This is a genomic window from Reyranella sp., assembly GCF_965228225.1.
GTDB lineage: Bacteria > Pseudomonadota > Alphaproteobacteria > Reyranellales > Reyranellaceae > Reyranella.
The window spans coordinates 2129479-2148438 of record NZ_OZ245801.1; the positions used below are offsets into that span (position 1 = coordinate 2129479).

General features: G+C 66.0%; 19 protein-coding genes. 8 read left to right on the forward strand and 11 right to left on the reverse strand.

Features of this window, described 5'->3' with window-relative positions:
- Positions 1–66 precede the first annotated feature (66 nt).
- Genes oxlT through ACO07K_RS10180 form a run of 3 tightly spaced genes read left to right on the forward strand, consistent with a single transcriptional unit; the run spans position 67 to position 2911 of the window.
- The gene (gene oxlT, locus ACO07K_RS10170; protein ID WP_422035817.1) at positions 67–1305 is read left to right on the forward strand and encodes an oxalate/formate MFS antiporter; all 1239 of its coding nucleotides are present in this window, start codon (positions 67–69) and stop codon (positions 1303–1305) included.
- Positions 1306–1311: 6 nt separating this feature from the next.
- Positions 1312–2571: an NAD(P)-binding protein gene (locus ACO07K_RS10175; RefSeq protein ID WP_422035818.1), complete on the forward strand. Its 1260-nt coding sequence runs from the start codon at positions 1312–1314 to the stop codon at positions 2569–2571.
- A gap of 4 nt (positions 2572–2575) precedes the next feature.
- Positions 2576–2911, forward strand: a complete 336-nt coding sequence (locus tag ACO07K_RS10180; RefSeq protein ID WP_422035819.1) for a hypothetical protein — start codon at positions 2576–2578, stop codon at positions 2909–2911.
- 1 nt (position 2912) lies between these two features.
- Here the strand turns inward: ACO07K_RS10180 and ACO07K_RS10185 are convergent, their stop codons facing one another.
- Positions 2913–4451: a DHA2 family efflux MFS transporter permease subunit gene (locus tag ACO07K_RS10185; RefSeq protein ID WP_422035820.1), complete on the reverse strand. Its 1539-nt coding sequence runs from the start codon at positions 4449–4451 to the stop codon at positions 2913–2915.
- A 45-nt stretch (positions 4452–4496) separates the two neighbouring features.
- On the opposite strand from ACO07K_RS10185, the gene ACO07K_RS10190 reads away from it, so the two are divergent.
- Together ACO07K_RS10190 and ACO07K_RS10195 are read left to right on the forward strand one after the other, a co-directional pair.
- Positions 4497–4946, forward strand: a complete 450-nt coding sequence (locus ACO07K_RS10190; protein ID WP_422035821.1) for a MarR family winged helix-turn-helix transcriptional regulator — start codon at positions 4497–4499, stop codon at positions 4944–4946.
- A complete protein-coding gene (locus tag ACO07K_RS10195) occupies positions 4943–6043 on the forward strand; it encodes an HlyD family secretion protein (protein WP_422035822.1) in 1101 nt (366 codons plus the stop codon). Before ACO07K_RS10190 ends, ACO07K_RS10195 begins: the two co-directional genes overlap by 4 nt.
- Positions 6044–6132: 89 nt before the next feature.
- On the opposite strand, the gene ACO07K_RS10200 is transcribed toward ACO07K_RS10195, so the two are convergent.
- Complete coding sequence (locus ACO07K_RS10200; protein WP_422035823.1) at positions 6133–7185, reverse strand: WD40/YVTN/BNR-like repeat-containing protein; 1053 nt, start codon at positions 7183–7185, stop codon at positions 6133–6135.
- Positions 7186–7199: 14 nt separating this feature from the next.
- Entirely contained in the window at positions 7200–8414 is a 1215-nt protein-coding gene (locus ACO07K_RS10205) for an ABC transporter substrate-binding protein (protein WP_422035824.1), read from the reverse strand.
- A gap of 77 nt (positions 8415–8491) precedes the next feature.
- Here ACO07K_RS10205 and ACO07K_RS10210 point away from each other — a divergent pair, with 77 nt between their 5' ends.
- Together ACO07K_RS10210 and ACO07K_RS10215 are read left to right on the forward strand one after the other, a co-directional pair.
- Positions 8492–9232, forward strand: coding sequence for a dienelactone hydrolase family protein (locus ACO07K_RS10210; protein WP_422035825.1), 741 nt, complete (start codon positions 8492–8494; stop codon positions 9230–9232).
- 22 nt (positions 9233–9254) lie between these two features.
- Positions 9255–10142, forward strand: coding sequence for a dienelactone hydrolase family protein (locus ACO07K_RS10215; RefSeq protein ID WP_422035826.1), 888 nt, complete (start codon positions 9255–9257; stop codon positions 10140–10142).
- A gap of 108 nt (positions 10143–10250) precedes the next feature.
- On the opposite strand, the gene ACO07K_RS10220 is transcribed toward ACO07K_RS10215, so the two are convergent.
- A complete protein-coding gene (locus ACO07K_RS10220) occupies positions 10251–10754 on the reverse strand; it encodes a VOC family protein (RefSeq protein WP_422035827.1) in 504 nt (167 codons plus the stop codon).
- A 41-nt stretch (positions 10755–10795) separates the two neighbouring features.
- Positions 10796–12382 (reverse strand): ABC transporter substrate-binding protein, encoded by a 1587-nt coding sequence (locus tag ACO07K_RS10225; protein ID WP_422035828.1) that lies wholly within the window; start codon positions 12380–12382, stop codon positions 10796–10798.
- Positions 12383–12443: 61 nt separating this feature from the next.
- Between ACO07K_RS10225 and ACO07K_RS10230 the strand changes: the two genes are divergently transcribed.
- A complete protein-coding gene (locus tag ACO07K_RS10230) occupies positions 12444–13394 on the forward strand; it encodes a Bug family tripartite tricarboxylate transporter substrate binding protein (protein WP_422035829.1) in 951 nt (316 codons plus the stop codon).
- 7 nt (positions 13395–13401) lie between these two features.
- On the opposite strand, the gene ACO07K_RS10235 is transcribed toward ACO07K_RS10230, so the two are convergent.
- Genes ACO07K_RS10235 through ACO07K_RS10260 form a run of 6 tightly spaced genes read right to left on the reverse strand, consistent with a single transcriptional unit; the run spans position 13402 to position 18927 of the window.
- On the reverse strand, positions 13402–14634 hold the full coding sequence (locus ACO07K_RS10235) for an MFS transporter (protein WP_422035830.1): 1233 nt from the start codon (positions 14632–14634) through the stop codon (positions 13402–13404).
- A gap of 1 nt (position 14635) precedes the next feature.
- Positions 14636–15550, reverse strand: a complete 915-nt coding sequence (locus ACO07K_RS10240) for an HpcH/HpaI aldolase/citrate lyase family protein (RefSeq protein WP_422035831.1) — start codon at positions 15548–15550, stop codon at positions 14636–14638.
- A gap of 11 nt (positions 15551–15561) precedes the next feature.
- Positions 15562–16788: a CaiB/BaiF CoA transferase family protein gene (locus ACO07K_RS10245; protein ID WP_422035832.1), complete on the reverse strand. Its 1227-nt coding sequence runs from the start codon at positions 16786–16788 to the stop codon at positions 15562–15564.
- Complete coding sequence (locus ACO07K_RS10250; protein WP_422035833.1) at positions 16785–17279, reverse strand: MaoC family dehydratase; 495 nt, start codon at positions 17277–17279, stop codon at positions 16785–16787. Before ACO07K_RS10250 ends, ACO07K_RS10245 begins: the two co-directional genes overlap by 4 nt.
- A complete protein-coding gene (locus ACO07K_RS10255; protein WP_298305424.1) occupies positions 17279–18439 on the reverse strand; it encodes an acyl-CoA dehydrogenase family protein in 1161 nt (386 codons plus the stop codon). Before ACO07K_RS10255 ends, ACO07K_RS10250 begins: the two co-directional genes overlap by 1 nt.
- Complete coding sequence (locus tag ACO07K_RS10260; RefSeq protein WP_298305426.1) at positions 18439–18927, reverse strand: MaoC family dehydratase; 489 nt, start codon at positions 18925–18927, stop codon at positions 18439–18441. Before ACO07K_RS10260 ends, ACO07K_RS10255 begins: the two co-directional genes overlap by 1 nt.
- Between the last annotated feature and the right edge of the window lie 33 nt (positions 18928–18960).

Here is an 18960-nt window from a genome sequence, read left to right on the forward strand (position 1 = left end):
CGTCCAATGCAGCCCATCGCGGCGCTTATTTCCAGTGAAAACCAGGGGCCCGATGCCTCTCCACGCATGACCGCTTCCCTGACCAATCGCTGGATGCAGCTCCTGGCCGGCATTCTCTGCATGGTGATGATTTCCAGTCTCCAGCATGGCTGGACGCTGTTCGTGCATCCCATCAACGTGAAGTACGAATGGGGCCGGGCGGCCATCCAGATCGCCTTCACGATCTTCATTCTAAGTGAGACCTGGCTCGTCCCGTTCGAAGGCTGGGTCGTCGACCGGTTCGGCCCGCTGCCCGTCGCGCTCACCGGCGGCCTGCTGGTGGCCATCGCCTGGAGCCTGAACTCGGTCGCCGATTCGCTGCCGCTGCTCTATCTCGGCGCCGCGCTGGGCGGCATCGGCGCGGGCTGTGTCTACGGCACGTGTCTCGGCAATGCGCTGAAATGGTTTCCGGACCGTCGCGGCCTGGCCGCCGGCCTCACGGTCGCGGGCTATGGGATCGGCTCGGCGATCACCATCATCCCGATGCACCATACGATCGACCATTACGGCTACGAGGCGGCCTTTCTCTGGTTCGGCCTCGGCCAGGGCATCCTGGTCTGCCTCGCGGCGCTGGCGCTGCGCAAGCCGGAGGCCGCCACGCTGGCCACGATGCATGAGCGGCTGCCGCATGCCCGGAACGACCACACGCCGCGCGAGGTGCTGCGCTCACCGCTCTTCTGGGTGCTGTTCGTCATGTCGCTGCTGGTCACCTCGGCCGGGCTGACCTTCACCGCCAATCTCGCCGGCATCGCCCGCAGCTTCCAGGTGGCGGACGTGCCGGTCAGCATGATGGGCCTGACCCTGCCGGCACTCACCTTCGCGCTGGCGCTCGACCGGGTGACCAACGGCATCGCGCGGCCGCTCTGCGGCTGGCTCTCGGACTATATCGGTCGCGAAACCACGATGTTCCTCGCCTTCACGATGGGCGCCCTGAGCATCCTGGCTTTCGCCCGGTGGGGCCATGATCCCGTGATGTTCGTGCTCCTGGCGAGCCTGGTGTTCTTCGCCTGGGGCGAAGTGGCCAGCCTCTTTCCGGCCACCTGTACCGACTATTTCGGCTCGGGCTATGCCACGACCAATGCCGGCATGCTGCACACGGCAAAGGGCTTTGCGGCCATGCTCGTGCCGCTGTCGGACATGCTGGTTCGGGCGACCGGTGACTGGCAGATGGTCTTCGCGATCGCCGTCGGCGCCAATGCCATAGCTGCCCTTCTCGGTATCGCCGTCCTGCGACCGATGCGGGCGGCGTGGCTGAGGCGGGAGTAAGCGGGGATGACGAGGCCGGGCAGGGCGGGCGCCCGTGCCGTCGTCGTAGGCGCGGGCATCGGCGGGCTGGCGGCGGCGGCGGCCCTCGCGCCGTTCTTCGGTGCGGTGGAGATCTTCGACAAGGACGAACTGCCGGGCTCGCCGCGCCCGCGCAAAGGCGTGCCGCAGGACCTGCAGGTCCATATCCTGTTGAAGGGAGGTGAAAGGGCGCTCGAAAGCCTGCTCCCCGGCACCCGTGCGGCCTTGCTGCAGGCGGGCGCCATCGAGGTGCAGCAGACACGGGACGTCTCGATCTGGGAGCGCGATTCCTGGCAGGCGACGCGGGACCTCGGCTACAGCCAGCTCATGATGAGCCGCCCCGCTCTGGAACTCGTTGTCCGCCAGCAGGTCCTGAGGCTCGGCAACGTCGCGATCCGCGATCGCTGTCCCGTCGACGCGGTGCCGTCCGACGCCGACCTGACGTTGATCGCAAGCGGTCGGGGCGACAAGTTGCTGGCCGGCGTCGAGGTGCCGGAGACTGTGCTCGGCCTCGAGGTGAACTATAGTTCGGCGCGCTTCGCCAAGCCGGCGCGCTTCCGCGGCGAGGGTCGCTTCATCGCCTGCATTCCGAAGCCGCCGGACGATCGCTACGGGCTGGTCTGTCCGGTCGAGAACGACGAGTGGCTGATCACCCTCAGCAGCCGCTTCGACAACCGGGTGCCGGACGATCCCGAGGGCTTCCGGGCCTATGCTGCAGCGCTGCCGGTGCCGGATATCGCCGAACGGCTGCGGGACGCCGTGCTCCTGACGCCGGTGCAGCGCTATCGCATCGCCGAGGCGCGCTGGCGGCACTATGAGCGCGCTGGGGGACTGCCGCCGCGGGTGCTGCCGATCGGCGACTGCATCTCGAACTTCAATCCGACCTTCGGTCAGGGCATGTCGGTCGCGGCCGGTCATGCCTTGGCCCTGCGCGACGTGCTGGCGGAAACGTCGGACCTCGACGCGATCGCGGGTGCCTATCTGCCGCGGGCAGCGGAAGTCAGCCGGCAGGCCTGGTCGCTCGCGGCCATGGCCGATCTCGAATATCCGCGCACCGTGGGCGAGCGCCCGGCACGGTTCGACCAGATGGTCCAGGGAAGCGAGGCGATGCGCCGGGCCGCGGTGCTGCATCCCCAGGTCCATCTCCTGCGCTTCGAGATCGGCAATCTCCTGAAGCCGGATTCGGCGGCGCGCAGCGGCCCCGCCGCACGCCTCGTGGTGCGCGAGATGGCGCGGGCGGGACGTTGATCCGGTGAGCCGCGAAGCCGAGCCCGGACTGGATGCGCTTCGCCGGGAGATGCGGCAGCGGCAGAAGCAGGCGAGGGAGGCCGTCCGGCGCTACAACCGCACCTCCTGGATCCGCTTCGCCCTCGTGTTCGTGCCGGTGCCGCTGATCGTCGTGACCTTCCGCCTCTATCTCGAGGCGTGGCACTATTACGTCCTGGGCGGCGCCTTCATCGTCTGCGCCGGCTTGCTCTATGTGCTGGACGACCGCGCGGTAACGCGGCGCGAGGCGGCCCTCAAGGCCGCGAAGGCGGCACGCGCGGCCTATCAGGATGCACGCTCCGCTGCCGTCTCGAGCGGGTAGGCTATCGCCGCGCGCGCTGCCCGATCAGCAGGATCAGGGGGATCGCCATCGCGGAGGCCGCGGTGTAGAGGCCGAACGCATTGATGTAGCCGATCATCGCGGCCTGCCGGTTGATCTCCTTCGACAGTCTTGCGAGACCCGACACGGTCTCGTAGTCCCAGCCGCCGGTTACCCAGGGCAGGGCAAGCGACTTGTTGTAGGGGTTCACCAGTTCGACCATGCGACTGTAGTTCGTACTGGTTGCCCGCACGATCTCGGCGACGCAGATCGAGATGAAGAAGCTGGAGCCGATGTTGCGCAGCAGGTGATAGACCGCGGTGCCTTCGGCCAGGTTCGCGCCGCTCATGTTCGAGAAGGTGACGAGAGTGAGCGGGACCCAGATCACGCCGACGGCAACGCCCTGCAGCAGGCTATTGAGCATCAGCGTGTTCATGTCGACGTTGAGGTCGATCGTCATCAGCCAGACGCCGGACAGGGTCTGTAACAGGAAGCCCGCGATCAGGCCGATGCGCGGGTCCATGCGGCCGACGAAGATCGCGAGGAAGAAGCCGATGGTGGCGCCGACGCCGCGCGCGGCGATGACCTCGCCGATCAGCGAATCGGGGAAGCCCGCGTGCTGCTGCAGGAGCGGCGGCAGTAGCACCATCGGCGTGAAGTTCAGCATGCCGTAGATCAGCACGAGGACGAGGCCGATCGCGTAGTTTCGGTCGAGCAGGAGCTTCAGGTTGAGGAACGGCCGCTCGGCGGTGAGGCTGTGGGCGAGGAAGATCCAGAACGAGACGATGGCGATGAAGGTCTCGATCTGGATTTCGGCCGATTCGAACCAGTCGAGCCTCTGGCCGCGCGACAGGACGAGCTGCACGCAGGCGATGGCGATCGAGAGGGAGAGGAAGCCGGTCCAGTCGAGCCGCGCCTGTCCGGTCGGCCGGTCATAGGGCAGGGTGAGGCGCAGGCCGACGAACGAGATCACGCCCACGGGCACGATCATGTAGAAGGCCCAGCGCCAGCTGTAGATCTCCGACAGCATGCTGCCGACGGTCGGACCGATCACCGGCCCGATGACCACGGCCATGCCGAAGATCGACGTCACGAGGCCCTGCTGCCGCTTCGGGAAGGTGTCGAGCAGGATGGTTTGCGAAAGCGGGATCACCGGCGCTCCCAGCGCGCCCTGCAGCACCCGCCACAGGATCAGGCTCTCCAGCGAATCGGCCAGGCCGCACATCAATGTGGTGAGCGTGAAGGCCAGCACCGACCAGATCATGGTCTGGCGGCGGCCGAAGCGCGCCGTCAGCCAGCCGGTCATGGGCGTCGCGACGGCGGTAGCCAGGATGTTGAAGGTCATCGCCCAGGCGATCTCGTCCTGGGTGGCCGACATGGTGCCCTGCATCTGGGGCAGCAGTGTCGAGGCGATCAGCAGCGTGGTCGCATACAGGGTCGAGCCCAGGACCACCATGACGAGAATCAGGATCCGCCTGCCGAGCGAGGTTTCGGTCTCGTCGGCTTGCGGAGAGGCGTCGGCGGTGGTCGCGCTTGAACTCATGGCCTGGGCTATTGTAGCCTAGACAACAATCTAGAGCGAGCAGCCTTGGGCCCGGACGACGACGAATATATCGGCTACGTGCTTTCGGACGTTGCGCGCCTGATCCGCACCGTGTTCGACCGGCGCGTCCGTGACATCGGCCTGACCCGTGCGCAGTGGCTGGTGCTCACGCGCCTCTATCGCCGGCCCGGCGCCAGCCAGACCGAGCTCGCCGACATGCTGGAGATCGACCGCGCCAGCGCTGGCCGCATGATCGACCGCATGCAGAAGAACGGCTGGGTCGAGCGGCACGCCGACAGCGAGGACCGCCGCATCAACCGCCTGTTTCTCACCGCCGATGCGCGCCGCGCGCACAAGGACATGTGGGCCATCGCCGAGACCACGGTCGACGACGCGCTGGCGCCGCTCTCTGCCGCCGAGCGCGCGCAGTTCACGCGACTGGCGGCACGGGTGAAGGGCCAGCTCCAGTCGATGGCGGGAGCCCACGGCACATGAGCCGCCGCCCGGTCCCCGTGCTGCGGCTGGTACTGCTGTTCGCCGTGCCCCTGCTGGCGGCCGGCGGGGCGGGCTGGTGGTGGCTGTCGGGCGGTCGCTACGTCTCGACCGACAACGCCTACGTGAAGGCCCATATCGTCCAGATTGCGCCGGAAGTGTCCGGCCAGGTGCGCCGGGTCCTCACCCGGGACCATGCCTCCGTCGAGGCCGGCGCCCAGCTGTTCACCATCGAGTCCCGCCCGTTTCGTCTGGCTCTCGACAGCGCCGAGGCCGAGCTCGATTCGGCGCGGGCCCATGTAGAGAACCTGCGCGGCATCTGGCGGGAGGCGGTCGCCGAACTGGCCGACGCCGAGGCTCGCGCCGACTATTTCCAGCGTCAGGCCCAGCGCCAGGAGGAGCTCGCATCTAAGGGCGTGGCCTCCGCCAGCAAGCGCGACGAATCGCAGAACGACGCGCGCGCGGCGGCTGACCGCGTGGCGACGGCGCGGGAGAAACTGCGGCGCGTGCTGGCGGCGCTGAACGGCGATCCCGAGTTGGCGGTCGAGGCGCATCCGCTGGTGCGGGAGAAGATGGCAGCGCGTGAGCGGGCAGCCCTCGATCTCGCCCGCACGACGGTACGCGCCCCGGTCGATGGCGTGGTCGTCAACATGCGGCTGCAGCAGGGCGAGCAGGTCAAGGCGGCGACGCCGCTCTTCTCGCTGGTCGTGCTCAGTCGGCCCTGGGTCGAGGCGAATTTCAAGGAGACCGAGCTCACCCATGTGAGGGTCGGGCAGAAGGCCACCGTGATGCTGGACACCTATCCCGACGTGACCTGGGAGGCGCTGGTCGAAAGCGTCAGCCCGGCGACCGGGGCGGAATTCGCGATCCTGCCGCCGCAGAACGCCAGCGGGAACTGGGTCAAGGTCGTGCAGCGGCTGCCGGTGAAACTACGCCTGCTGCCCCATGTCGGAGAGCCGCCACTGCGTGCCGGGATGACCGCGGCGGTCAAGATCGACACCGGCCGCCAGCGCGACATCGGGAGCCTGTGGGGCGGCACGAAGGAAGTCCCGCCGGCCCCCGCATCACCGCCGCACGACGTCACGGCGCAGTCGAAGTAGCCTCACTGGAGCGCGCCACTCCAGTGGCGTTCGAGATTGGACAAGCAAGGCATGAGCGCCACCGGTGTGGCGCGCTCCCATGATCATCTTCACCCACACGCCAGCGAATAGATGTGCTGGACCTCGCCGGGCAGGGGCATCGCCTGCCATGTCCTGCCGGCGTCGCGGGTGCCGAAGACCTCGCCATCGTAGCGGGCGCCGATATAGACCTGTCCGGCGTCGGTCGGATGCAGGCCGATCGACATGATGGTGCCGTGTACCTGGACCTTGTCGAAGCGGGTCCAGTTCTCGCCGCCATCCTCGCTGCGATAGAGACCGCCATCCTGGCTGGCCGCGGCAACGGAGAGGGCGGAGTAGAGGGTATTGGATTCGACGGGCGAGACGCGGATGTCGCGGCCGTAGGTGGTGGGCGAGAAACGGCCGACCTCCATGTCCTTCCAGGTGCGGCCCTGGTCGCCGCTGCGGAACAGGCCCATGCGCACGGCGAGCCACAGCCCGTCGGGATCCGCCGGGTTGATGGTGACGGCATGACCGTCGAGCATGCCCTCGGCCGTCGTGTCGCTCACGATCCGGCTCTTGAGATGCTCCTGCTCGGCGAGCTTCAGCAGGCCCGCGCTGCAATCGGTCCAGGTCTGGCCGAGATCGATGCTGCGCATGACGCCGTTGATCTCGAGCGCGGCGTAGAGTTCGTCGTGACGCCGGGGATGCTGCACCAGCCGCATGACGCGCGACGCAAAGGGGCCCGTGCAGTGCGTGTCGATGGCCGGGGCTGGGAGGGCCCGCCACGATGCACCGCCATCGTCGCTGCGGTAGAGGCCGATCGGCGAGGCGCCGGCGAACACGCGATTCGGATCGCGCGAATCGACGAGGAACGACCAGACCTGCTTGCCGGCGTCGGGGAAGGCGGTGCGGCGGAACGTGGCGCCGCGATCCGTGCTGCGCCACACGCCGTCGTTTGTCCCGGCGAAGACGATCTCCGGATTCTGCGGATGGACGAAGACGGTGAAGGCCTGGACGGCGCCCAGCACATGCTGCCAGTCGCCGTTCGCGGTGCCGCGGCGGAAGATGCCGACGCGGCCTTTGTGGTCCGGCTTCCCGAAATAGCCGGCGACGCCGACATAGAGGTTCGATTGCTCGGCCATTTCGGACTCCCGGTTCAGTTCTTCTTGACCAGCGGGCACTCGCTGTCGGCCAGCGGCCGGAACGCCTCCTCGCCGGAGATGGTGGCCAGCAGCTTGTAGTAGTCCCACGGCCCCTTCGACTCGGACGGCTTCTTCACTTCGAAGAGATACATGTTGTGCATCTTGCGTCCGTCCTGGCGAACGTAGCTGGCCCCGAACAGCGGGTCGTCCCACTTCGCGGCCTTCATGGCGGCCATGACCTTCTCGGCATTGTCCGTTCCGGTCGACTTGACCGCGTTCAGGTAGGCAAGGGTCGCCGAATAGAAGCCGGCCTGCGCGCTGGTCGGCATCTTGCCGTTGAAGCGGGCGGCGAAGCGCTTGGAGAAGGCGCGCGTCTGGTCGTTGAGATCCCAGTAGAAGGCCTCGGTCAGGTTCAGGCCCTGCGCACGCTCGAGTCCCAGCGAATGGATGTCCGAGATGAAGACGAGAAGCCCGGCGAGCTTCTGGCCGCCCTTGACGATGCCGAACTCTGAGGCCTGCTTGATCGAGTTGATCGTGTCGCCGCCGGCATTGGCCAGGCCGATGATCTGCGCCTTTGAAGCCTGGGCTTGCAGGAGGAAGGACGAGAAGTCGTTGGTGTTGATCGGATGCTTCACGCCGCCGACCACGGTTCCGCCGGCCTTCTTGACGACCGCGGAGACGTCGCGCTCCAGCGCATAGCCGAACGCATAGTCGGCGGTGAGGAAGAACCAGGTCTTGCCGCCGGCCTTGACGACCGCCGAGCCGGTGCCGTTGGCGAGTGCGGTCGTGTCATAGACCCAATGGATCATGTAGGGATTGCAGAGCTTGCCGGTGAGATCCGACGAGGCGGGATCCGGTGCGATGAAGATGCGCTTCTTGTCGCCGGCGACGCGGCCCGCCGCGATCGACGAGGAGGAGGCGCCGGCCCCCATCACCATGTCGACCTTCTCGTTGTCAAACCAGCGACCCACCGTCGTGGCCGCGACGTCGGCCTTGTTCTGGATGTCGCTGGACACGAACTCGATCTTCTGGCCGAGGACGGAGCCGCCGAAATCCTCGATCGCCATCTGGGTGGCGAGCACCGCGCCCGGGCCGTTGATGTCGGCGTAGAGGCTCGACAGGTCGGTGGCGACGCCGATCTTGACCGTATTGTCGGAAAGCTGGGCTGCCGCCGGCAGGGCCCAGGCCGCAAGGCAGAATGCGGCCGTGCTGAACAGGTTCCGTCTCATCGTCTCTCTCCCTAGGCTTTGTTATTGAGCGAAGCCTATCAAGCCCGTCGGCGTGCCGCAAAGCGGAGGAGACACCAATGATCGAGAAAATTCTGGACATCCCAACCCGGGACGGGGCGATGGAGACGTTCATCTGCTACCCGGAGCGCGGCGGACCCTACCCGCCGGTCCTGTTCCTGATGGACGCGCCGGGCATCCGCGAGGAGCTCCATGACATGGCGCGACGGCTGGCGACGGTCGGCTACTACGTGATGCTGCCCAACCTCTACTATCGCGCCGGCACCGACACGAAGTACGGGCCGGACGTGCTCAAGCATGGCAGCGAAGAGCATGCGCGCATGCGGTCCGTCCGGACCAAGATGACGATTCCGCCGGTCATGGACGACGTGGCGGCGATGATCGCCTTCGCGGATGCACGGAAGGAGTCGAAGAAGGGGCCGGTCGGCACCCATGGCTATTGCATGAGCGGCCCTTACTCACTGGCAGCGGCCGCGCGTTTCCCGGATCGCATCGCCGCCGCGGCTTCGTTCTACGGCACCTGGCTGGTGAGCGACGCGGTCGAGAGCCCGCACCTGACCCTCGGCAAGGCTAAAGGTGAGCTCTACATTTCCTGCGCCGAGCACGACGAACTGGCGCCGCCCGACATGGTCAAGGAACTGAAGGCGCTGTTCGACAGGTCCGGCGCGAAGGGCGAACTCGAGATCCAGCCGACCGTGCACCATGGCTTCGCCTTCCCGCAACGCTGGTGCTACGATAAGCCGGCCGCCGAGCGGCACTGGGAGCGCCTCATCGCGCTTTACCGGCGGAACCTCGGCTGACGAAACCAAACAGGGGCGCGCCATGGATGGTCAGGTTCTGACACAGATGGAGATCGATCGGCGCGTCTTCGACCTCTACGACGAGTACTGCCACGGCGGCATGGACCGCCGGACGTTCCTGTCGCGAGCCGCTGCCGTGACGGTCGGCGGGCTTGCGATGGCGCAAGCCCTGCTGCCGCGCTACGCGCAGGCCCAGACGATCTCGTTCACGGACGATCGCATCAAGGCCACGTACGTGACCTATCCATCACCGGGCGGCACGTCGGGCACGATGCGCGGCTATCTGGTGCAGCCGAAGGGCAATGGCCCGTTCCCGGTGGTTCTGGTCGTCCATGAGAATCGCGGCCTCAACCCCTATATCGAGGACGTCGCGCGTCGCGCGGCGACCGAGGGGTTCCTGGCGCTGGCGCCGGACGGGCTGTTCCCGGTCGGCGGCTATCCCGGCAACGACGACGATGGCCGCACCCTGCAGGCCAAGCTCGATCAGGCCAAGCTGCGCATCGACATGGCGAACAGCGCGCGCTTCCTGAAGAGCCATGCGCTATCGACGGGTAAGCTCGGCGTCACGGGCTTCTGCTGGGGTGGTGGCGCGACCAATTTCCTGGCCGCTGCCCTGGGCGCCGAGATGAATGCCGGCGTGCCGTTCTATGGCCCGGCCGCCGAGACGGCGTCCGTGCCGAACATCAAGGCGCCGCTGCTGGTCCAGTACGCGGAGACCGACGAGCGCATCAACGCAATGTGGCCGGCCTATGAGGCGGCGCTGAAAGCCAACGGCGTACCCTACGAGATGTTCATCTATCCCGGCACACAGCACGGCTTTCACAACAATTCGACGCCACGCTACAACGAAGCCCAGGCCAAGATCGCCTGGGAGCGCACGATCGCGTTCTTCAAGAAGAACTTGGCTTGATGTCGGGAACGCCAACAAAGACTCTCATGCTGAGGAGGCTGCAGAGTGGCCGCCCATAGCCCATCCTTCGAGACGCATCGGTAGGGTCTGTCACGAACGAAGGATTACTCAGGCCGCGCTGGCCGGTTTGGGCTTGCTGGCCTGCCAGTCGTCGAGCTTGGTGCGCGCGCCGTTCTTCGTCGGGTCCATCGCCGATTCCTGTCCCGGGACCTTGGCGGCGAGTTCGATGACGTAGCCGTTGGGATCGCGAAAATAGATCGACCGGATGAAATGATGATCGGAGACGCCGCGGACCTCGCGGCCCTCCGACTTTCCCTTGGCCAACATCTGCTCGAGATGTTCGGGCTCGACTTCCAGCGCGATGTGGAGGTCGAAATCGTGCTGGTCCTTGAAGGCGAACGGCATGTCCGGCGCCTCGAAGAAGGCGAGGCAGGAGCCGTCGTCGAGCTGGAAGAAGGTGTGCAGCACGCCGGTGCCGGTCGTGCGGCCGGTCTTCGTCTCCTCGATCTTCAGCGTATGGGCGAGGGGGAGGCCGAGGAAGTCCTCGTAGAACTTCCTCGTCTCCTCGGAGTCGCGGCAGCGATAGGCGTTGTGGTGCAGACCCTTGATCATCGAAACCTCCGATCATTCATCTGCCCGAGTCTAACGCCGTCCTAGCGGTCGAGCCAGACATCCTCGAAGCGCCAGTGATTGTAGATGGTGTTGACCGCAAGGTTCACGGCCTTCACTTCGGGCCGCCAGCAGGTCCCGCCCCAGCCATGCTGGATCACCGGGCGTGCGCCGTCCTCCTGCAGCTTCTTGTCGATCTCCCACACGAGCTTCCGGCGGGCCTCGAGGTCGGTCATCATCGATTGCCGGTCGAACAGCTTCTCGACCTCGGGATTGCAGTAGTTGGTGTAGTTGCGCTCCGAGCCGCAGCGGAAGGTCTCGTAGAAGACGACGTCCGGATCGTCGACGCCGACGCCCTGGACGTTCATCCCGATGGAGAAGTCGCGGCGCATCATGCGGTTGTACCAGACCGCGGTTTCGAGCGGCTCCAGCTCGGCCTGGATGTTCACCTGTTTCAGATGGTCGATCAGGATGACGGCCGGATCGCGATAGCTCGGGATGTTCCGGGTCGAGACCTTGATCTTCAGCGGCTTCTCGGCCGTGTAGCCCAGCTCGGCCATGATCTTGCGGCCTTCCTCCCGCGACTTGGCCACGTCGGGCCCGTAGCCCGCCACCGTCGACAGGAATTCGGTCGGCATGCCCCAGAGGCCTTCCGGCGGCGGCAGCATCGCGCCGCCGATGCGGTAGTTGCCCTGGCCCAGGATTTCGTTGAAGGCACTTCGGTCGATCGAGAGCGCCATGGCACGGCGGATCTTTGCGTCGTCGAACGGTGGCCTCTCGCGGTTGACCAGCAGGTTGGCCTGGGTGTTCGTCGGCTGTGCCTCGCAGATCGCGGTCGGAGCCTGGACCTTGAGATCGTTGACCATGGAAGGCGTGACGACGGAGGTGAAGGTCATGTCCAGCTTGCCGGCGACGAAGGTCAGCAGCGAGGTCGCCCGGTTGGGGATGATCGAGAATTCGATCGCGTCGAGGTAGGGCCGGCCCGGCTTCCAGTAGTCCGGGTTGCGCGCGAGCTTGACCGACTCGTTCTGCCTCATCTCGACGAACTTGAACGGGCCGGTACCGATCGGCTTCTGTCGCATCTGGGCCGTCGGGACGTGGCAGGGATAGACCGGTGAGAAGGCCGCGGCGAGCATGGTGAGCAGCGACGGCTGCGGCCGCTTGAGGTGGAAGGTCGCCTCGCGGTCGCCGTTGACCGTGACCTGCTCGAGATTGAAGTACCAGGTCTTGCGCGGATTCTTGCGCAGCTTCGATTCGTCGGAGATCACCATGTCCCAAGTGCACTTCACGTCGGCGCTGGTGAAGGGCTTGCCGTCGTGCCACTTCACGCCGTCGCGCAACTTGAAGGTGAGCTTCTTGCCGTCGTCGCTCCATTTCCACTCGGTCGCCAGTTCGGGGATGATGTTGTCCGGCGTGTTCTGCTTCGTCTTGGGATCGAACATCACGAGGTTGTTGTAGACCGACATGAACGGCATGACGGTCGAGATCGTCGCCTCCTCGTGGATCGAGGCGCTGGGTGGATTGTCCATGTGGGCAATCTTGAGCGTGCCGCCGGATTTCTGCGCCCAGGCGGCGGGAGCAACGGCCAGGGCCGCGACGGTCGCGGCGAGCGCCCATACTGGGATCTTCATTTTTCGTTTCCTCCTTTTGTTTGTGATGACGCTAGCACTTCGCTGTGCCTAGAGTTGGTTCATGAAGATCATCAGTTTGCTGGTCGGAATGCTGCTCGCAGTACCGGCCTACGCCCAGGACTATCCGGCCAAGCCGATCAAGATCATCACCGCGTTCGGTCCCGGCACCGCGACCGACATCGCCGCCCGTGCAATCGGCCAGGACATCGCCGTGCAGACCGGGCAGACCGTCGTCATCGAGAACAAGCCCGGCGCGGAAGGGCAGATAGCGGCCCAATCCGCGGCGGCGGCGGCGCCCGACGGCTACACGCTGTTCTTCACCACGCAGACGACGCAGGCGATCAATCCGCACGTCTACAAATCGCTGGCCTACGATCCGGTGAAGAGTTTCGCGCCGGTCGCCGGCATCACGCTCGGCGCGCAGATCGTGATGGTTCGCAAGGACCTGCCGGCCAAGACCATTCAGGAGTTTGTTGCGCTTGCGAAGGCGCAGCCCGGCAAGCTGAGCTTCGGCAGCGGCAACGGGTCGAGCCGCGGTGGCGCGGAATTGTTCCGCATCATGACCGGGATCGATCTGCTGGGCGTGCCCTACAAGACCCAGCCGCAGGCGATTACCGACCTGTTGGGCGGTCGCCTCGACATCATCTTCTCGGACTTCACGGTCGGCCTGCCGCCGGTCCTCGACGGACGGGCGCGGGGTCTGGCCGTCACCAGCAAGCAGCGCATCCCCGGCCTCGAGCAGTTTCCGACGGTCGACGAGAGCGGTGTGCCGGGCTTCGAGATGTGGGCCTGGACGGCACTCTACGCGCCCGCCGGCACGCCGCGGCCGATCATCGACAAGCTGAACGCACTGGTTCGGCAGGCGGCGAAGTCCTCGGCCTATCTCAACCTGCTGAAGACCAGCTACGGCATCTCGTTCGTCGGATCGCCCGAGGAGCTGGCGGCGTTCCAGGCCGTCGAGACGAAGAAGTGGGCGGAGATCGTATCGACCGCCGGCATGAAGGAGCCCTGACGAGGGCTCAGGAGGGACGCGGCCGGCGCAGCCGGGCCGAGGTCACGATCTGCCAGACCGCCGCGGCGAGGACGCAGGCGGCGACCAGCAGGAACGCGCTGCGATAGTCGGCGACCGCGGCGATCAGGCCGAACAGCGGCGGGCCGATCACGGCCCCGGAAAAGGCGAGGGCGGTCTGCACCGCGGCGACGGCGGCCACCTGTCCCGGCGGGGCGAGGGCGGCGAATTCCGCGATCGACACGCCGTTCCAGCTGATGACGACCGTGCCGTAGGCGAAGACCACCAGGCCGATCAGCCAATAAGGGGTCTCGGCCGAGATCAGGCTGGTGGCGATGGCGCCAAGGGTGATGCCGATGCCGGTCCAGCCCAGCAGCATCATGCGCGGAAGGCGGTCGCCCAGAGCGCCCAGGATCAGGCGCTGCACCGTGCCGCCGATCTGGGCCAGGAAGAGCAGGAAGCCGGCCTCGGCAATGCTGAGGCGGCAATGCTCGTAGAGGTAGGTCACGAGGAAGAAGGTGAAGGTGTGCTGCGCCACGACGTAGAGCAGCGCCGACCAGCCGAGGACGCGCATCTCCGGATGGCGCATCACATGGGCGATCGAGGACCAGATCCCGTCCGACGGCGCGGACGGGGCCACCGAGGCATCGAGACGGGCGCGCAGCAGTTCGAGGACGCCAGCGCCCGCCAGCATGAGCGCCGCGGCGCAGAGCGAGGCGCCACGCCAGCCGAGCGCCGGCAGCAGCAGGGGCAGGAAAATACCCGCGGCCGCGAACCCCAGGGGCACGCCGGTCTGCTTGACCGAGAAGACGAGGCTGAACCAGGCGCGGGGCACGCGCTGGCTCAGGATATGCGCCGAAGCGGGATTGATCGGGCCCTGGGCGAAGCCGATGAACGCGACCGCAACGACGGTGGCGGCAACATAGGCCGTGGCGTTCAGGGCGAGGCCGATCGCGGCGGCCAGCATGGCGAACTGGCAGACACGGACGGCGCCCAGCCGCGAGATCGGCCCCGCGCTCCACAGGGCAACGCCCGAGGCGATTGCGTAGGTGACGGCCGTGAAGGCACCGACCAGTTTCGGGGCGATCCCGAGATCGCGGGCCACCGCCGGCATCAGCACGCTGAGCGAGAGGACGGCCAGCGAAATGAGCACCTGCGTGCCCAGCATCGCCCCGATGGGGACGAGTGCCGGCCGCAGACCGGGGCGCGGGCCTTCCGTGGTCGGCGCCGCGCCCGGTTGCATCCTACAGACCGTAAAGGTCGGCCTTGTTCAGGATCGTATTGCGCAGGATGCGGATCGAGGCGACGTCGACCATGATGCCGTCGACGTTGATCGCACCCAGGCCCGCCGCCTCGGCCTCGGCATAGGCCTTCTCGAGCTTGCGGGCGCGGGCGATGTCCTCGGGCTTGGGCGAGTAGACGTCGAGGGCGATGTCGATCTGCGAGGGATGGATCGCCCACTTGCCGACACAGCCCAGGATCATCGAGCGCTTGCACTCCTCGCGATAGGCATCGGGATTCTTGAAGTCGGCGAACGGGCCGTCGACCGGATCGATGCCGGCGGCGCGGCAGGCCATGATCAGCCGGAAGCGGGCATAGTGCCAGATGTCACCCGGGTAGCCGTCGGTCTCGCCGACGTTCTTGTTGGTGACGCCCATGGAGGCGGAGAAGTCGCCCATGCCGAACACCAGGCATTCGAGGCGCGGCGTGCAGGCGGCGATCGAGTCGACGTTCTGCATGCCCTCGACTTCCTCGATCAGCGCCTCGAGGCCGATCTTGCGCTTCATCTTCAGCTTCTTCTCGATCTGATGGAGCAGCTTGTCGGCGAACAGCACGTCGGCGGCCGTCTGCACCTTGGTCATCATGATCGTGTCGAGATGCTCGCCGGCACCCTCGACGATCTCGATGATGTCCTCGTAGGCGTACTCGGTGGTCAGGTCGTTGATGCGCACGCAGCGCGTCTTGCCCTTCCAGTTGAGCGTCTTCAGGCCCTCGATGATCTTCTTGCGGGCGTCGCGCTTCTGGCTGGGGGCAACGGCGTCCTCGAGGTCGAGGAAGACGTGATCGGCCTTCGACTCCGACGCCTTCTGGATCATCTTCTCGCTCGACCCGGGGGTCGAGAGCTGGACGCGGCGGGCGCGCCTGGGACGGTCGGTCATCTATCTTCTCCTTAGGCTACGATCTTGTCGGCACGCAGCCGGGCGATGTCGCCCGCGCCGAGCCCGATGGTCTTCAGATACTCGTCGGTATGTTCGCCCAGCAACGGCGCGCGATGGCGCACCTTGCCGGGAGTCTCGGTCATCTTCACGGCGACGCCCGCGATCTGGACCTCGTGGTCGAGGCCGGGATGCGGCACCCAGGGCAGCATGTCCCGCGCCTTGAAATGCGGATCGGCCACGATGTCGCGCACGTTGTAGACCGGCGAGAAGGGCACCTTGCCACCGAAATGCTTCAGCAGCTCCTGCTTGGTGCGCTGGCGCGTGAACTCCGAGACGGTGGCAATGAGGACGTCCTGGTTGGCGCGACGATCCTGCACGGTGATGAACCGCGGATCGGTTGCGAATTCAGGCCTGTCGATCAGCCGGCACAGGATCGGAAAGTGCGCGTCGGCATGGGCGGCAATCGTCACGAACCCGTCCTTGGCCGGGAACATGCCGAACGGGCAGAGCAGGGGATGATGATTGCCCTCGGGGTGCGGCAGCGTCTGAGCATAGGAGTGCTGGTGCATGATGCGCTCGCAGACCGCGAGGATCGCGTCGACCATGCCAACATCGACGAACTGGCCCCTGCCGGTCTTGTAGGCGCGCAGGATCGCCGAGACGATGCCGAAGGCGCAGGTGATCGCCGGCACGATGTCGCCGACGCCCGGCCCGACCTTCATCGGCGTGTCCTTGTCGGGACCGGTGATGGCCATGATGCCGCCCATGGCCTGGCTGATGACGTCGTAGGCCGGGAAGTCCGAGTAGGGGCTCTTGCCGGTGCGGACGTCGCCGAAGCCGCGGATGGTGGCGTAGACCAGCTTCGGGTTGCGGGCGTGCAGGGTCTCGTAGCTGAGACCCAGGCGATCCATGACGCCGCCGCGATAGTTCTCGACGACAGCATCGGCATTGTCGCAGAGCTTCAGGACCAGATCGCGGCCGGCCTCCGTCTTCAGGTCGATGGCGATCGACTTCTTGTTGCGGTTCACCGAAGCGAAGTAGCCGCCGAACGCCTTCAGCCTGTCGTCGACATGATAGGGCCCGATGATGCGGGTGTGATCGCCGTCGAGCGGCTCGACCTTGATGACCTCCGCGCCCTGGTCGGCCAGCAGCATCGTGCAGTAGGGGCCGGCCAGCATCTGCGTGAGGTCGACGATGCGGACACCGTCGAGTGCGCCCAGGACCGACGGGTCGGTCACTTGTCTCCCCAGTGACTGCGGCGCTTGATCAGGACGGTGCGTTCACCCTCGAAGATGTGCTTGTCGTCCTGGTTCACGCCGTAGTGCTTGAAGCGGACGATGCCGGCATCGTCCTGCTTGGCGTCCTTCTTCTCCAGCACCTCGGTATAGCAATAGAGCGTATCGCCGTGATGGAGCGGACCCTTGAGCCGGATCTTGTCCATGCCGAGTTCCATCAGCGCGTTCTCCGCCGTGTCCTCGGCCGCGAGGCCGATGCACATGGAGATCGTGACACCGCCGAAGCCCAGGCGCTTGCCGTAGGGCATGGACTGGGTCAGGTGCTCGTTGAAGTGGGCCTCGGCCGTGTTCATGGTCACGTTGGTGATCCAGACCTGTTCCATCGGCTCCACGGTCTTGCCGCGGGCGTGCTTCATCACGTCGCCGACGGTGAAGTCCTCGAAGTAGTTGTGCGTGCCGGTGAGTGCGGAGACTTTGAGACTTGAAGCTGGCATCAGTTCCTCCCGCGGCCGAGCAGGCGGTCGGAGATGATGCGCTTCTGGATTTCCGAGGTGCCCTCGAAGATCTTGGTGAGGCGTGCATCGCGCCAGTGCCGCTCGACCGCGTGCAGGGTGGTGTAGCCCGCGCCGCCATGGATCTGCAGGCCTTCGCTGCAGACGCGTTCGGCCATCTCCGAGGCAAACAGCTTGGCCATCGACGCTTCCTTGTCACAGCGCTGGCCGGTGTCGATCTGCTCGCAGACGAAGTTGTTGAGCTGGCGCGCCGCCTCGATCTGCGTGGCCATGTCGGCGATCTTAAAGCGGATCGCCTGGAACTCCGAGATCGACTGACCGAACTGGCGGCGCTCGCCGGCGTAGCGGATCGAATCGTCGAGCGCACCCTGAGCCAGGCCGATGGCGCGGGCCGCAGTGTGGGCACGCGCGGTCTCGAGACCGGCCGTCGCATAATAGAACGCCTGGCCTTCGTCGCCGATCATGTCCTCGGCCTTGACCCGGCAATTGTCGAACGCGAGTTCCCAGGTCTTCCAGCCGAAATAGCCGATCTTGGGAATAGGCGAGCCGCTGCAACCCGGCATCAGCTCGCCGCGCTTCTTCTCGACGAAGAACATCGACAGGCCGAGGTGGCGCTTGCCCGGAGGCGCTTCGGACGTACGCGCGATGATGATCATGAAGTCGGCGCCGTCGGCGAAGGTGCACCAGTACTTGTTGCCGCTGATCAGATAGCTGTCGCCATCCTTCTTGGCGCGGCACGAAATATTGGAAATGTCCGAGCCGGCATTGGGTTCCGACATCGAGAAGGCGCCGAGGAATTCACCCTTGGCCATGCGCGGCAGGTAGCGCCGGCGCTGCTCCTCGCTCATCTTGTGCGAGCCGATCAGCAGGTTGCCGCGGGCGATGATCGAGGCGACGCTCATCCAGCCGCGCGAGAGTTCTTCGGTGACGAGGCAGTATTCCGAGCAGCCGAGGCCCAGGCCGCCATATTCCTCGGGGATCAGGATGCCGAAATAGCCGAGCTCGGCCATCTTGTCGCGCAGGTCCATCGGGATGTCGCCCTTTTCGGGGTCGAGCTTGTTGGCGACCGGCAACACTTCGTTCAGCGTGAACTCGCGCGCCTGCTCCTGGATCATGCGGCGTTCTTCGGTGAGGAAAGGCATTAGTTGGAATTCCTGAGACGGACGAGGTTGGTGCGCTTGAAGTCGATGACGAGCTCTTCGCGCTGGTTGAAGCCCTTGCTGTGCCACGTGACGATGCCGAACCCCTTGTGGGAGTCCGAGACACGGCGGTCGAGCACGACCGATTCCGCGCGCAGCGAATCGCTGGGATAGACGGGCTGGTGATAGGTGAGTTCGTTGACGCCGAGGAACGGCCCGCCGCCCTCGCTCAGATCCTCGACCGTGAGGCCGAACACCGTCGTGAAGACGAGCAGGGGGTTGGCCACGATGCCGGGATGGCCATGCGCCTGGGCGTAGGCTGCGTTGTAGTAGTGCGGATTGAAGTGCAAGGTCAGCGTCGTGAAGAGCGTGCTCTCGGACTCGGTGATCGTGCGACCCCAATGGTGCCTGAACACGCGGCCGACTTCGAAATCCTCATAGCGATTGCCCTTGGGCACCAGCCGGGCGCGGGCCCTGAAATCCTCTGTCATTCCTACTCCTGTTTACGCCTCTCGCCCTGACGG